The sequence below is a fragment of the Rheinheimera sp. MMS21-TC3 genome, assembly GCF_032229285.1.
Taxonomy (GTDB): Bacteria; Pseudomonadota; Gammaproteobacteria; order Enterobacterales; family Alteromonadaceae; genus Alishewanella.
This window is the reverse complement of record NZ_CP135084.1, coordinates 725,107-738,841: the sequence shown is the minus strand read 5'-3', so window position 1 is coordinate 738,841 and position 13,735 is coordinate 725,107. Positions and strand designations below refer to the sequence as shown.

Sequence of the window (13,735 nt, the reverse complement as noted above, 5' to 3'; positions counted from 1 at the left end):
AGCCAAAAAAGCCAGAATTAAGTTTACATTTAATTTACTGTAATGCATCATAAGGCATTCAGATAAGGATGCATTATGAAAACATATATCACAGGGATACTGGCGGTGCTATTGAGCGCTTGCTCAGCAAATGCTGATACCACTTTATCATTTGGCGCGGATTTTAAACTCACTCTACGGCAGTCGCTGATGGATGGAGCAACGATGTTCTCAAGCGACGAGTTATCCGTAAAAACTGCTAATAATCAACTGATATCAGGTAGGTTGCTGTCTGTTGATTCAGAGAATCTGCCACAGAGTTTAAATATCCAGCAGTATCCTGATTACTTGTTAAAACGCACCCCACTGACAAACTTGCCCCCCCGAAACTGCAAAGCTATTCGAGAATAGTAGCGAGGAGGTGAATTACAGCTATGACCTCTCAGCATTGGAAATACACGACGTCAATAGCGGGAAACTATACAGCTTATGCAAAGAAACAAACTGCTTGGCTTTTGTGGTTAAACCCACCAACACCGATTTTATTTTAACTGTTCATGCAATGGGTATGAGCAAAAAGGAATTCACTGGTTTAATTAAAGGAGGATTAAATGCTAAAAACTAACGAAAAGGATCGGCTGTACGAAGTCATCATCGCGATGATTGGTGAAGACAGCTCTATAAAAGCCTATAAAAGCGGCTTCAATGAAAAGACAGTTGCAGTTGTTGAAGATATGATTGAAGCTGGCACGAAGTGCAATGCCAATATGAAGAAGCTGATTTCTGATTTACTTGGTGCCTCAAGCACTCTGACAAAGGGCTGGCTGAAGAAAGTGCTTGGCTCTGCAAAGCAGAACCTGGATATTACCAGCCAGAGGCTGGTTATACCAATTATTATATGATCGACACTCAGTTTGATGCAGATAAGGGGAACATAAGCTATCTGATAGCTTATTTAACTATAAATAGAGAGTAGTGGACTTTTGAAATAAGCCCACTAGCCACAATTTAACTTATTAATACCTATCTATAATTAACGAATCCCAATAAATGTTATTAGCACGCCATTGAGAATAAGGTCGCGGGTTAGTCTGATACATACCACAGTCAAAATAAACTACACCAGTTCTAACCAAAGGAAGCCATGTTGAATAATTAATTGGTGCTCCAAAAACTATTTCATTGTAATACCCATTGCAATCTTTTAAGCATTTAAACCAACCTTTATTATTAAATTTACGCTCTAACTTATTTTTAATAACATTTTTAGACCACTGCCCTAACACAACTCTTTTCTGAAGGTAATGTGGTATTAGCTGATTTTTATCATGCCTTTGATCATGTTGAAAAGAATAAACAGCTTGAATATCTTCGTTAGCTGTTATTTCTAACCTTTGGCCATATTGATTAAAAGCGCCAATTTTAGGTACCACTGCACCTGACCAAGACTTTCTATTATTCTTGGCTGGATTTGGTGTTCCAAACCATTCAAGAAATTCACTATCTTTGTCTAACTTTGGAATACTTGGATCCACTCTCTGCCGTCCCCACAAAGATTTATCGGGTGACCAATCGCCGAAAGTTGTCTTACCAGAAGTTGTAACGTTTTTCATTTCGTAACCTAACAAGTCTGGGGCATTGTTACCGTTATTAAGTATTCCCATCTGCTGCTCTAACCAATAGCCATCTCTACCGTCATGCCTAACATTCCCCCCAGCTCCGTTTTTTCTTCCTTTAACGTTAGCCCGAAAACGTTCTATAATAGTTTTTTTATTTACATCCATAAAACTTTCCCTATTTAAATATCCAAACTAATCAATAGGGTATCTCTACCTAGGGCAATTTAACAATACATAATTACTATTTATAGTTGAATTACTTAAGAGTACTGTGTATAAATACAGCAATAAACTATATTCTTAGGTAAGAATTGTGCAACAAAATTTAAAAATAGATTCAATTGCTGATTTCATAAAATCAGTGAGAACTAAACTTAATTTAGATAAAGCTGAATTAGGGCATCTAATAAATTTGAATGGCGCTGCCGTTGACACGATAACTGCTTGGGAGGACGGTGAAAAAAAGCCAACTAGATCTAAACTGAAAGCGCTCGAAGAACTGGAAGCCACACTAGAATCATATCGAAAAAAAGCACCATTCGCTTATGATGAATCTATCCAGCCTAAGTTTAAGTTTATTGACCTATTTGCTGGAGTAGGTGGCATAAGGCTACCGTTCCAACAACTTGGTGGGAAATGTGTTTTTACTTCTGAAATAGATAAGTTTGCACAAAAAACTTACTTAGCGAATTTTGGAGAAATGCCTAGTGGCGATATTACAAAAATTGATGAATTGAATATACCTGACCACGATATTTTGTTAGCTGGATTTCCATGCCAAGCATTTTCACAAGCAGGATTAAAGCAGGGGTTTAGTGACACCCGTGGTACAATGTTTTTTGAAATCCAAAGAATTTTAACAAAAAAACGTCCTAAAGCTTTTCTGTTAGAAAACGTAAAGCAGCTACAAGGCCACGATAAAGGCCGCACATTAAAAACAATTCTGGAAATCTTGCGCGGTGAGCATAAGCAAGAAATCCCTCAAGATATTCCTATGAATGACAAGTCACGTGCAGCACTTGAACAGAAATTAAATTATTGGGTTGATGTACGCGTCTTAAGAGCCGGTGATTTTGGGGTTCCGCAAAATAGAGAAAGAGTGTTTATTGTGGGTTTTGATAAAGACTACTTTGGCCCAAAAGTTAATTTCGAAGATTTGTATGATTGGCCTATTCCACCAATGTCACCTACTAAAGTTGCAGATATTTTAGAAGATTTATCAAGTATTCCAGCAGAAGAAGATAAATTTACTATTTCAGATAAATTATGGGAAGGTCACCAAAAACGAAAATTAGAGCACCAGAACAAAGGGAATGGCTTTGGTTACTCTCTATTTAACGCAGATAGCGAATATACAAATACTATTAGTGCTCGATATTACAAAGATGGTTCTGAAATTCTTATTGATCAATCTAACTTAAATAAAAATCCAAGAAAACTTACACCAAGAGAGTGCGCAAGGCTTCAAGGATTTCCAGAGCAATTTATAGTTGATGCTGTTTCTCAGGGGCAAATTTACAAGCAATTTGGGAATTCAGTATGCGTAAAAGTGATTGAAGCTGTAGCTGAAAGTATTTTTAATACAATCACTAAAGCTGAATCCCAGAGGGCGCTCAGAGTTCTATGTTAACCTAAATTGCTAAATTGGATTTTCCAGATTTTGCTTAACAGCTTAAAACCTAGTAATTGCCCCATATATTCCCCGATAACTAGCTTTGTAACTAGCCATCGGCCTCTGATTGCAAAACGGTTATATACTTAGACTTGAACAATACTTACTAATTTCATGCGCTGATATTTTTCTTTTTTCTATTTAGCTTTTGAATAGTTATTGAAATAGCTTTTAATAATGACTCCCACACCTGCATTATTAGCCATAACCCTGATTAAAAAGCCCCATTCCGAGGCTTTGGTTACCGCTAAACTCTTTTAATTATATTGCCGATCACGATCGTGTGGGGCGTCGAAGTGCTGATCACAGCCTAGGGGCACTATTTGGGTTGGGTTAATGCTGGTATGGCTGGCGTAGTAATGAATTTTTGTGTATTCCAAATCCACGGTTTCTTTAATGCCAGGCACTTGGTATAGCTCGTTTACATAGTTTCTTAGGTTATGAAACTCGCTAAGTTTTTGTCTATTACATTTAAAATGACCATGATAAACAGCATCGAAGCGAATAAGAGTGGTAAATAAGCGCCAATCGGCTTCTGTAATTTGCTCACCAACTAAATAACGTTGCTTAGATAAGCGCTGCTCTAACCAATCTAAGCTATCGAACAAGGCTAGGTAGGCTTCATTATAGGCACTTTGTAAGGTGGCGAAACCGGCTTTATATACGCCATTATTTACCGTATCGTAAATACGTGCATTCACCTGGTCAATTTCAGCTTGCAGTGCAGCTGGATAATAATCGTCGTTATTGCCGGTTAATTCATTAAAGGCGCTATTAAACATGCGAATAATATCAACAGATTCGTTATTCACGATAGTTTGTGTTTTTTTATCCCACAAAATAGGCACTGTCACTCGCCCCTCGTAGCTAGGGTCGGCTTTTAAATACAATTGATAAGCATAATCTAAATGGTAGAGAGGATCGCCATCAGCGCCAAACTCCCAGCCCTTATCTAACATCTCTGGCTTTACTACACTATAAGAAATGACGTCTTCAAGTTGCTTTAGCTTGCGAAATATCATAGTACGATGCGCCCAAGGACAAGCTAAAGATATATACAGATGGTAACGCCCCGCTTCTGGCGTAAACTTGCTATTAGCCTCTGCTGAAATTTGATTTTTAAATACACTAGCTTGGCGTACAAACTTACCGTCGCTCTTTTTGGTGTCGTACCATTCGTTAACCCATTTACCGTTTACTATTAAGCCCATTACAGCCTCCTTAGCATAGAAAAAGGGCCATTCATTGATGGTCCTTTAATAAGTTAGACGTGAATTATTTACTTGTATTTAAAGCATGCTGAATTTGGTTATCTACAGAGAATTTACCACCACCTTGCACTAATAAAGCAACAGTAATAGCTAATAGTGATAAACCAAACTCATAACCGTTGTTGCTCATAAATAAGCCATTATTAATATGCACCGTAAAGATAGCAACAATCATGGTAATGGCTAGCACAAAACTGGTTGGTCTAGTTAAAAAACCAATAATTAATAGTAAGCCACCAAAAAACTCTGCACTACCTGCCATTAATGCCATTAAAAAACCTGGCGCTAAGCCTATTGATTCCATCCATTGGCCAGTACCTTCAAGACCATAGCCACCAAACCAAGCAAAGAGTTTTTGGGCACCATGGGCAACGAATAAAATACCTGCAACAAGTCGTAATGGTAAGGCTGCTACAGACTGTTCAGTTTTTGTGATTGTATTGATAATGTTCTTCATAGTCATTTTGTTCACCTTAGTTTGTGATTAATTAAGTATGTAGCCATTGTAAGCATTACTTAGCTATTGAATAACCCCTAAAATTTGCGTAATTTGTTCAAATAATTTGAACAGTTGTTTTAGGTGATCAGTAATGACTCAAAACCTTATTAGTATAGAAGCCTTAGTGATTTTAGACGCTATTGAGTATCGTGGTAGTTACGCTGCAGCCGCAGAGCAATTAAATAAAGTGCCGTCAGCGCTATCTTATGTGGTGCAAAAGTTAGAAGAGCAGCTGCAAGTCACCTTATTTCAACGCCAAGGTCGCCGTGCCGTGCTCACCCCTGCTGGCAAACATTTATTGGCCGAAGGCCGAAAAATTCTGTATGCCATTAACGCCCTGTCTGAACAAACCCAGACCATTGCTAATGGTTGGGAGCCACGAATTCGCATTGCCTGCGATGCCATAATTGATATACAGCCGGTGTTGCAACAGATAAACCAGTTTTTAACTGAGCATCAAAACGTAGAAATAGATATTCAAGAACAAGTAATGAGTGGAACTTGGGAGGTGTTAATAGAAGATAAGGTAGATTTAGTTATCGGCGCCCCTGGGCCTGTGCCTAACCAAAAAGGCATAAGGGCCGTTAAATTAACCGAGCTTGCTAGTGTTTTAGTTGCCCATAAATCGCACCCACTGGCTAGCATCAACAAAACTATGCAGCCAAGCGAGTTAAGCTGCTATAGAAGCATCATAGTGCATGACTCTGCAAAAAATGAAATTCCCTGGTCAGCTAATATTATCGAAGGCAGCCAGCATTTTTTTGTTAGCTCTGTCAGCCAGAAAGTTGCCGCTATTAGCGCCGGTATTGGTATTGGCTATCTACCAAAGTATTTAATTCAAAATCAGCTAAGCTCGGGCGAGCTGGTGATAATAGAACTCACTGAGCCAAGACCAACGGAAGATCTATATCTCGCTTGGAAACTAACCAATAAAGGCAAGGGCTTAAAACGATTAACCTCGCTATTATTAGATAAAAAATTTAGCCTAAAAGGAAATTAGATGAAGCAAATAATAACATTAGCAATATCAGTTTATAGTTTGGCTGCTTGTTCTGCTCAAGCTGATATGGCGTTCAAGCACAAGAATGATTTAAAGCTGTATCAACACTATGCACTGACTAGTTGTGTAGCCACAGCTTTTACACAAGGTGCCATCTATCAACAGGCTGTAACTGCTTTAAATGGCTACCGTGAGTTTGGTGCAATGCCGCTAGAAGCATATGAAGCATTAATTGCTCCGATGCAGCTATGGCTAAAGAAAGACTATGCCTCACACTCAGGAATACAGAACAACCTAATGAAATGCATTGATTTTGCAGAGTCCGATCAAGTAAGTAAACTTTATCGCGAGCACAGTTAACTTGCTGTACTAGGTGATAACACAGCAACTATCCATAAAATGGATAACTTTTATATAAGCATAACTATTTCATCTAAGTCATAGCTAAAGCGTATTGTCTTAAATTTTCGCTAAGCGCTAGAGTATCCTGCTACCTAGTTATTTTGATGAGGATACTATGCCAGTTACAGCGTCAGTTGCTGCATATTTTATGTTAGCAATTTTTGTTGGCTTATTGTTCGCGATTTATTTATTTTCCAAACAACACTCGAAACAGAAAAACACCTTATCTAAACGAGTGCTTTTGGGTTTAGTGCTAGGCAGCGCCTTTGGCTTGCTGCTACAGTTTTTATTTGCCGAGCAACCGCAAGTAATTAACCAAGTTTTAAGCTGGGTTGCCCTAGTAGGCAAAGGCTATGTTGGCCTATTAAAAATGCTAATAATGCCGTTGGTGTTTATTTTCATGATTGCCGCTGTAGTCAAGCTAGAGCAGCAAGGCTCGTTAGGCAAAATTTCCTTTATCAGCATTTCTATTTTGCTTTTCACCACTGCCCTTTCAGCGTTAGTGGCTATTGCCGTAACTTATGGCTTTGACTTAAATATTAACGGCTTAATCGCAGGAACTCGTGAAGCCGCGCAAATAAGCACTTTACAAAATAAAGCCGCAAACGTGGCTGACTTATCTGTACCTCAGATGTTGCTAAGTTTTATTCCGCAAAACCCTTTTGCTGATTTAAGCAATCTGCGCTCTAGCTCAATTATAGCGGTGGTTATTTTTGGTGTGCTAGTGGGTATTGCCGCCCGTAAGGTAATGCTAGAACAAGCTGAACTAGCAGAACCTATCCGCAATGGTGTTAATGCCTTACAAGCCATTGTAATGAGTTTAGTTAAAATGGTTATTGCATTAACGCCTTATGGCGTTGCCGGCTTAATGGCAAACGTTATAGCGCAATCGAGCGGCAGTGATATTGTTAATTTACTTGCCTTTATTGTTGCCTCTTATGTGGCGATATTCTTAATGTTTATTGTTCATGGTGCCTTGCTAAGCTTAGCCGGTGTTAGCCCAACAGCTTATTTTAAAAAGATTTGGCCAGTATTAACCTTTGCCTTTAGCTCGCGCAGTTCAGCCGCCACTATACCGCTTAATATAAATGTGCAAGTTAATCAGCTAAAGGTGCCTTCTGCTATTGCGAATTTATCGGCGTCATTTGGTGCCACTATTGGCCAAAACGGCTGTGCCGGCATTTACCCCGCTATGCTAGCTATGATGGTGGCGCCTAGCGTGGGTATTGACCCTATGACATTCGAGTTTATTGCCTCTTTAGTTGGCATTGTGGTTATTAGCTCTTTTGGTATTGCCGGTGTCGGTGGTGGTGCTACTTTTGCCGCTTTAGTGGTGCTGCCTACAATGGGCCTACCCATAGAAATAGTGGCCTTGTTAATATCGATAGAGCCACTTATAGATATGGCCAGAACCGCATTAAACGTATCAGGTGCGATGACATCAGGCGTGATCACCAGCAAGCTAATGCAGCCATCTCAGCAAGAGAAAAACCTTGAAAGCGCGCTAAAACAACAGCCTCTTTTTGCCAATAAAGAGGCCTAAGCTGCAAGGGAAGATTCACCCTAATAATCAGTCTGCTTCTGCGCTAGGGCCTAAATTAAAACGGTGTTTAGCCTAATACTTTAGGCCCTAGCGAGTAGTAAATACCTTACAGTCGTCATCTAACTGAACAGCAACGGCGCTTAATTGTTCACTCGCTTTAGCTGAACAAGAAGCGCCTTGATTTAACTGAGCAACTTCTTCATTTAACTGCTGTATAGACTGATTAATATTTTCAGCTACTTGCTGTTGTTCCGCTGCAGCAGCATAAATTTGCCTATTTGAGACACTGATATGCTCTACCGCCGTTGCCAATTGCTGAAAACGCGCTCCAGTATCTTGAGCTAATGCCACATTAGCATTTGCTTGGCTATGTGCTTGCTGCATCGCCTCTACAGCACTGACAGCTTGCTGTTGCAACTGACTAATCATAGTATGAATAGATTCAGTAGCCTGTTTAGTATTCGACGACAGTGTTCGCACTTCATCGGCTACAACAGAAAAACCGCGCCCTGCTTCTCCCGCTCGGGCAGCTTCAATCGCTGCGTTTAAGGCCAGCAAGTTAGTTTGATCAGAAATCTTACGTATTACATCTAGCACAGTGGTTATTTGCCCAGACTCCTGCTCTAAGCAACTCACCACCTTGGCACTTTGCTCTAACTGTAAGGCTAATTCGGTTATGCCTTGGGCACTGCTGCTGGCGACGCCTAAACCACTTGTGCAAAGTTTCTCAGCTTGTAATGCCGCATCTGCTGCTTGACTAGCATTGAAAGACACTTGTTGCACACTGGTGCTCATCTGCTCTGCTGCCGTAGATAGTCGCTGTGCTTGGCTTGCTTGTACTGAAGCACTTTGCTGCACTGCAGCACTCGTATCATACACTTGCACTGCTTGCTGGCTTAATGAAGCCGCGCTAATGCCAAGCTTAGTGATCAAATGCTCAAAATGCTGCAGCATGTGGTTAAGCGCTTTTGCCGCTTGTGACAATTCATCACTGCCATTTTCATCGGCACGTAACCTTAAATCAGAGGTGGTTGACACTTTATTTAACATATCGCGCAATGCCCAAAGTGGTAGCCGTATCGAACGCTGTATTGCCCATATTAATAGCACCGTAACCAGCAATAAAAATACCCCGCCAAACCAATAGGTGCGGATTAATTTGTTGGTGAAATCTTGTGCAGTATCACGCACGGTATCTGCAGCACTTAATTGCTGTTGAATAAAAGTATCTGTTAGCTGAACAAAGTGAGCAATATGTAATTCAACCTGGTTATTTACCGTCGACTCATTCAGTATTTTAACCTGTAAGGCATCACTGCCGGCATATTCTAGCCATTGTTGATAAAGCTTTATGGCCGCGGTAAAGCTGTTGTCTAGATCAGTATAGTACTCTGGCTCTAGCTGCTGCGGCCGAATTTTCCCAAAGGCCGCCCAATGTTGCTGTGCTGTTGTTAAATGCTGCTTAATTAATTGCTCGGTGTTTTGTGCTGACATCCAACCGGTGCGATACTTGCGCACATTCTGCAGCACACTTTGCTGTAAAATTTGCTGTACTGCCATCACATCTGACAATACCGCTAAATGGTTGTCATACAACTGATTAAACAACTTATCTTTTTTCTGAGCAGAGCCATAAGCCGCTACCAATACTAATAACAACATTAATACAGGTAAGCCCCCCAGCAACAAGATCCGACTGGATATATTTAACTTCGACAACCCTTTCAACTTTGACAAAACAGTACTTCCACAAAGCTTAATTTGCGAAGCAGTTTAGTTACAGCTCATGACAAATTTATGACAGCAAAGCAAGCGGCCGGGCGGGGGGTTACCTACTCATCTATAACAATGTTCATCAATAACTATTTTATGATAAACATAAAATAGTTATTGATAAAAGCTAATTTACCAGCTAAATTAATAAGCCTTATCTATTAGTGCATACAAGGACAGAAGTGATGAATATAAAATTAAACCTAATATCAGGTATGGCCGCAGTATGCCTAGCTGTTTTATTCCCCATTTACTGGATTTACGCTGTTACTGGTGTTTTTAGCGAAGATGCTATTAGCTTGATGGCTACCGACTTTAGCACCCTGAATGCGTGGGATCTGCTATTTGTTATCATAGGTTTGCTTGAGATTGTGGTCTATCTTGGCTTGTACCAGTTATGCCGTGAGCAGCTAAATGGCGGTGCAGCAGCAATACTGATATTAATAATGACAGCGATAATTGCTCTGTTTCACAGCACTGTTGTTATTGATGTGCTGCTAGCAACCGGAATAGTGACTACTGCCATAGATAGCTGGATAACTAGCGGCAGCATTATCGGTATAAGTTTACTGGTTTTATACAGCCTTGTTGCTGGCGTCTTTGCCATTTTACTGTTAACCCGCTTTAGTGAGCTAACCACTATTATGAAAGCCTTCGCTATAGGTTTGTTATTAATGTGCTTGTTACAGCTGAGCATTATTTTTGCGGCCAGTAATATTGTGCTTTTTCCTATCTTATTGGTGTTGTTAGCTATCCAGTTTTTTCGCAATGACCATAGCATTGACCTTGTTTAAGTCATGCTAAGTGCAGAATAAAGCGGAGTACGTTGCAAATGTCTATTCGAATTAATCTTGATATAGAGTTAGCTAAAAACAAGATGTCATTAACCGAGCTCTCTATGCAGGTTAATGTATCAATGACTAATTTATCTTTGCTTAAAAATGGCAAGGTAAAAGCGATTCGTTTTAGTACGTTATCGGCGATATGCAAAGTATTGAATTGCCAGCCCGGCGATATCTTAGTGTATGAGCCAGAAAGTTAATTACAAAGAAACACACCGCTAGCCTGACATTGAAAATAATCTCAAGCTAGCGGCCTTTACCGCTTAATCGGTTTTATTACTAAGCGCCCAGCGCACTATCTCTGTCCAGCTTGGCTCTTTGCCATATAGCTGCATTCCTCGAAGAAATACTCGCCCCGCAACACGACGCATCCACCAAACTGAAGCAAAGAGTAATACTAAGGATAGCAGCGGCTGCCACCAACTGATATCTACCATTGTCATTTTTACAGGCATAGCCGCAAATGAGGTTAAAGGAAAAAAGCTCAATAGCGTCATGGCCCAACCTGCAGGGCTGTCGATAACAAAAAAGGTAAATACCATAGGTAGCCAAGTCAGCATCATCACCGCACTTTTACCGCTGGTATTAGGATCATCAATCGAGGCTGCAATAGCGCCCATAAAGCTTGCACATAGCACGACACCTAATAATGAAAACGGCAACAACCAAAGTATGACACTGACATCTAGCCAGCTTAAATCAAACTGATTTTTAGAAAAGACGCTAATAACAATCGTGCTTACTAACATAATTAAGCCTGACGTCAGCATAGATTTTAAGGCACTAAAGCTATGGCCTAACACCTTGCCATCCATCCATTGTTGTGGTGTTAATATGGCATAAAGCTGTTCAGTAACCCGCTGCTGCTTTTCTGCCGTTATACTAGTAAGCATATAACCAAATACGGTGGTTAAACCTACAAACAGCAAAATCAGCATACCAATAGCGACCATTTTTTCAGGTGCATCTTTGCCTTTATAAGATTGATCTAAAAATTCGGTTTTAATGCTAATCGGCTGTTCTAATTGCAGCAGTTGCTCGGCTGTAAGCCCTAACTTATTGGCTGTATCTTTACGGTAATGCTGCAACAACACTTGCTCTAACTGACTTAACCATTTTTTTCCGGTTAAGGTATGAATGCTCACTTTATCTTCTTGCTTTGTCAAAATGGCATGCCAAGAATCATCTGCTTGCATTTGTTCTAACTGAGCAGAAAAATCAATGCTAGGGCGCTGAAACTGAAATTGCTCGGTGTTTTCAATAGCAAAATCGGCAGGCACGGCTATGCGATACTGCTGACGACTTTCATCAGTGAAATAACTCCATGATGCCACAGCAGCAAAGATACCTAACATCAACAAATAAGAGATAAGCTGCTGTTTCCATTTGAAAAATCGCAAGAACTCCCAACGTGCAACAACTAAACTTTGCCGAGAAATCATACTACCCCCTCAGTTCCAGAGTGCTGATGCTTAGCCATGGCAGCTAAATACAATTGATGTAAGTCAGTCGTAACCATTTCCACCTGCGTTAATTCAGCAACTTGTAATAACTGCTCTAGGCAGTCAGATACGCCAACCGCTTGGTTTAGGGTTAGCAGCCATTGCTGAGCATTAATAGAGGCAACCTGCTCTACCGCAGATAAGGCTTCTAGCTGCTCTTGAGCGACCTTTGTACTAAAGGCGACTTTCATTTGTTTTTGCTCTTGGCTTTGGCTTTTAATCTTCTCTAATGTACCGGCTAAAATAACTTGGCCTTGCGCCATTAACAGCATGTGATCAGCCAGTTTTTCAACTAATGCCATTTGGTGAGCACTTAAAATAACCGTCATACCTCGAGCTTTAAGTTGGCGTAAAAACTCAACCACTTTTTCTTGATTAACTGGATCTAAACCGGAAAAAGGCTCATCTAAAATCACTAGTGCAGGCTTATGCAGCACAGCCGCTATTAATTGCACTTTTTGTTGGTTACCTTTAGACAGCTGCTTTAATTCATCATGGCGCCGATCGGTTAATTCAAACACCTCTAGCCATTGCTCCATCTCGTTAAGCGCTTCAGACTTAGAGATGCCATGTAGCTGCGCTAAATACAGCAGATTTTTTTCAATACTTTTATCCGCATAAAGCCCGCGATCCTCAGGTAAATAACCTAGCAACCGCCGTGGCACATGATCATAATGCTGATCTTGGTAGCTAATCATAATACTGCCACTATCAGGCTGGGTCATTCCCACTAACATGCGAATAATGGATGACTTACCGGCGCCATTTGGCCCTAATAATGCAAATATTTCGCCACTATTAATTTGAAAACTGACTTGCTGCACCGCCTGAACGGTAGCGTAAGCCTTACTAATTGCGGTAACAATTAACTGCATTGATAATCCCTATTTATTTACTTTTTGTTATCTTATCATTTTTGTGAATTTGCGATATCAATCAATTGCAAGCAAATATAACAGCCGTTATGTTTAGCAAACTAGTTAGCTAACTTTTACTATGCTTAAATAGAGTCCTTACAAGGAAAACGTTATGACGATAAATTCTGTTCGCCCTACACGTTGCGCATGGTTAGATTGCACTAAAGCCGATTACGTTAAGTACCATGATGAAGAATGGGCAGTACCGGTTTATGATGATCACAAGCTGTTTGAATTTATTATACTAGAGTCTGCCCAAGCCGGCTTAAACTGGTACACCATATTAAAAAGACGTGATGGTTATAGGAAGGCTTTCGCTAATTTTGATGTGAATCAAGTTGCCCAATTTAATGCCGCTAAAGTTGAACAGCTAATGCAAAATGACACTATTATTCGCCACAGAGCAAAAATAAAAGCCGCTATCAATAATGCGCAAGCTTTTATTGCCATTCAACAGCAGTTTGGCAGTTTTAGCCAGTACATTTGGGATTTTGTTGGTAATAAACCAATAATGAATCAGGTTGATGACACAACAGTAGCCCCTGCGACCTCTGCCCTATCAGATAAAATAAGTGCCGACTTAAAGCAGCGCGGCTTTACCTTTTTTGGCTCTACTATTTGCTACGCTTACTTACAAGCCTGCGGTTTAATTAATAGCCATAGTAAGCAATGCTTTTTGCATCATAGTCTTAACAGAATAAACAATGGCTAAATAG

15 protein-coding genes are annotated in these 13,735 nt (G+C 40.2%); 9 read left to right on the top strand and 6 right to left on the bottom strand.

Annotation, left to right across the window (positions count from 1 at the left end; genetic code table 11):
- The first annotated feature begins 75 nt into the window (after window positions 1–75).
- Both RDV63_RS03825 and RDV63_RS03820 read left to right on the top strand, forming a co-directional pair.
- Window positions 76–390, top strand: a complete 315-nt coding sequence (locus RDV63_RS03825; RefSeq protein WP_313908188.1) for a hypothetical protein — start codon at window positions 76–78, stop codon at window positions 388–390.
- 200 nt (window positions 391–590) lie between these two features.
- The gene (locus RDV63_RS03820) at window positions 591–881 is read left to right on the top strand and encodes a hypothetical protein (RefSeq protein ID WP_313908187.1); all 291 of its coding nucleotides are present in this window, start codon (window positions 591–593) and stop codon (window positions 879–881) included.
- A 114-nt stretch (window positions 882–995) separates the two neighbouring features.
- On the opposite strand, the gene RDV63_RS03815 is transcribed toward RDV63_RS03820, so the two are convergent.
- Window positions 996–1,763 (bottom strand): LlaMI family restriction endonuclease, encoded by a 768-nt coding sequence (locus RDV63_RS03815; RefSeq protein ID WP_313908186.1) that lies wholly within the window; start codon window positions 1,761–1,763, stop codon window positions 996–998.
- Between the two features lie 148 nt (window positions 1,764–1,911).
- Here RDV63_RS03815 and dcm point away from each other — a divergent pair, with 148 nt between their 5' ends.
- Window positions 1,912–3,228, top strand: coding sequence for a DNA (cytosine-5-)-methyltransferase (gene dcm / locus RDV63_RS03810; protein ID WP_313908185.1), 1,317 nt, complete (start codon window positions 1,912–1,914; stop codon window positions 3,226–3,228).
- Between the two features lie 299 nt (window positions 3,229–3,527).
- Here dcm and RDV63_RS03805 read toward each other — a convergent pair whose 3' ends face one another.
- Both RDV63_RS03805 and RDV63_RS03800 read right to left on the bottom strand, forming a co-directional pair.
- Window positions 3,528–4,481: a glutathione S-transferase family protein gene (locus RDV63_RS03805; protein ID WP_313908184.1), complete on the bottom strand. Its 954-nt coding sequence runs from the start codon at window positions 4,479–4,481 to the stop codon at window positions 3,528–3,530.
- 64 nt (window positions 4,482–4,545) lie between these two features.
- Complete coding sequence (locus RDV63_RS03800; protein ID WP_313910380.1) at window positions 4,546–4,998, bottom strand: DoxX family protein; 453 nt, start codon at window positions 4,996–4,998, stop codon at window positions 4,546–4,548.
- 133 nt (window positions 4,999–5,131) lie between these two features.
- Here RDV63_RS03800 and RDV63_RS03795 point away from each other — a divergent pair, with 133 nt between their 5' ends.
- From RDV63_RS03795 to RDV63_RS03785, 3 genes are all read left to right on the top strand, one after another.
- Complete coding sequence (locus RDV63_RS03795) at window positions 5,132–6,040, top strand: LysR substrate-binding domain-containing protein (protein ID WP_313908183.1); 909 nt, start codon at window positions 5,132–5,134, stop codon at window positions 6,038–6,040.
- Window positions 6,041–6,400, top strand: coding sequence for a T6SS amidase immunity protein Tai4 family protein (locus RDV63_RS03790; protein ID WP_313908182.1), 360 nt, complete (start codon window positions 6,041–6,043; stop codon window positions 6,398–6,400). It begins immediately after the preceding gene.
- Between the two features lie 157 nt (window positions 6,401–6,557).
- Complete coding sequence (locus tag RDV63_RS03785; protein WP_313908181.1) at window positions 6,558–7,985, top strand: L-cystine transporter; 1,428 nt, start codon at window positions 6,558–6,560, stop codon at window positions 7,983–7,985.
- Window positions 7,986–8,072: 87 nt separating this feature from the next.
- On the opposite strand, the gene RDV63_RS03780 is transcribed toward RDV63_RS03785, so the two are convergent.
- The gene (locus tag RDV63_RS03780; protein ID WP_313908180.1) at window positions 8,073–9,704 is read right to left on the bottom strand and encodes a methyl-accepting chemotaxis protein; all 1,632 of its coding nucleotides are present in this window, start codon (window positions 9,702–9,704) and stop codon (window positions 8,073–8,075) included.
- Window positions 9,705–9,943: 239 nt separating this feature from the next.
- On the opposite strand from RDV63_RS03780, the gene RDV63_RS03775 reads away from it, so the two are divergent.
- Together RDV63_RS03775 and RDV63_RS03770 are read left to right on the top strand one after the other, a co-directional pair.
- Window positions 9,944–10,552 (top strand): hypothetical protein, encoded by a 609-nt coding sequence (locus RDV63_RS03775; RefSeq protein WP_313908179.1) that lies wholly within the window; start codon window positions 9,944–9,946, stop codon window positions 10,550–10,552.
- A gap of 38 nt (window positions 10,553–10,590) precedes the next feature.
- Window positions 10,591–10,800, top strand: coding sequence for a helix-turn-helix transcriptional regulator (locus RDV63_RS03770; protein WP_313908178.1), 210 nt, complete (start codon window positions 10,591–10,593; stop codon window positions 10,798–10,800).
- Window positions 10,801–10,863: 63 nt separating this feature from the next.
- Here RDV63_RS03770 and RDV63_RS03765 read toward each other — a convergent pair whose 3' ends face one another.
- Together RDV63_RS03765 and RDV63_RS03760 are read right to left on the bottom strand one after the other, a co-directional pair.
- Window positions 10,864–12,042: an ABC transporter permease gene (locus tag RDV63_RS03765; RefSeq protein WP_313908177.1), complete on the bottom strand. Its 1,179-nt coding sequence runs from the start codon at window positions 12,040–12,042 to the stop codon at window positions 10,864–10,866.
- Window positions 12,039–12,977: an ABC transporter ATP-binding protein gene (locus RDV63_RS03760; RefSeq protein ID WP_313908176.1), complete on the bottom strand. Its 939-nt coding sequence runs from the start codon at window positions 12,975–12,977 to the stop codon at window positions 12,039–12,041. The genes RDV63_RS03765 and RDV63_RS03760 overlap by 4 nt, the downstream gene beginning before the upstream one ends.
- Window positions 12,978–13,131: 154 nt before the next feature.
- Here RDV63_RS03760 and RDV63_RS03755 point away from each other — a divergent pair, with 154 nt between their 5' ends.
- On the top strand, window positions 13,132–13,731 hold the full coding sequence (locus RDV63_RS03755; RefSeq protein WP_313908175.1) for a DNA-3-methyladenine glycosylase I: 600 nt from the start codon (window positions 13,132–13,134) through the stop codon (window positions 13,729–13,731).
- The last annotated feature ends 4 nt before the right edge of the window (window positions 13,732–13,735 follow it).

Bases quoted from the DNA above. Each gene is read 5' to 3' on its own strand.
- RDV63_RS03770 (WP_313908178.1), top strand. From the start codon at position 10,591: ATGTCTATTCGAATTAATCTTGATATAGAGTTAGCTAAAAACAAGATG.
- RDV63_RS03800 (WP_313910380.1), bottom strand. From the start codon at position 4,998: ATGAAGAACATTATCAATACAATCACAAAAACTGAACAGTCTGTAGCA.
- RDV63_RS03815 (WP_313908186.1), bottom strand. From the start codon at position 1,763: ATGGATGTAAATAAAAAAACTATTATAGAACGTTTTCGGGCTAACGTT.
- RDV63_RS03825 (WP_313908188.1), top strand. From the start codon at position 76: ATGAAAACATATATCACAGGGATACTGGCGGTGCTATTGAGCGCTTGC.
- RDV63_RS03805 (WP_313908184.1), bottom strand. From the start codon at position 4,481: ATGGGCTTAATAGTAAACGGTAAATGGGTTAACGAATGGTACGACACC.
- RDV63_RS03760 (WP_313908176.1), bottom strand. From the start codon at position 12,977: ATGCAGTTAATTGTTACCGCAATTAGTAAGGCTTACGCTACCGTTCAG.
- RDV63_RS03795 (WP_313908183.1), top strand. From the start codon at position 5,132: ATGACTCAAAACCTTATTAGTATAGAAGCCTTAGTGATTTTAGACGCT.
- RDV63_RS03765 (WP_313908177.1), bottom strand. From the start codon at position 12,042: ATGATTTCTCGGCAAAGTTTAGTTGTTGCACGTTGGGAGTTCTTGCGA.
- RDV63_RS03785 (WP_313908181.1), top strand. From the start codon at position 6,558: ATGCCAGTTACAGCGTCAGTTGCTGCATATTTTATGTTAGCAATTTTT.
- RDV63_RS03790 (WP_313908182.1), top strand. From the start codon at position 6,041: ATGAAGCAAATAATAACATTAGCAATATCAGTTTATAGTTTGGCTGCT.
- RDV63_RS03820 (WP_313908187.1), top strand. From the start codon at position 591: ATGCTAAAAACTAACGAAAAGGATCGGCTGTACGAAGTCATCATCGCG.
- RDV63_RS03755 (WP_313908175.1), top strand. From the start codon at position 13,132: ATGACGATAAATTCTGTTCGCCCTACACGTTGCGCATGGTTAGATTGC.
- RDV63_RS03775 (WP_313908179.1), top strand. From the start codon at position 9,944: ATGAATATAAAATTAAACCTAATATCAGGTATGGCCGCAGTATGCCTA.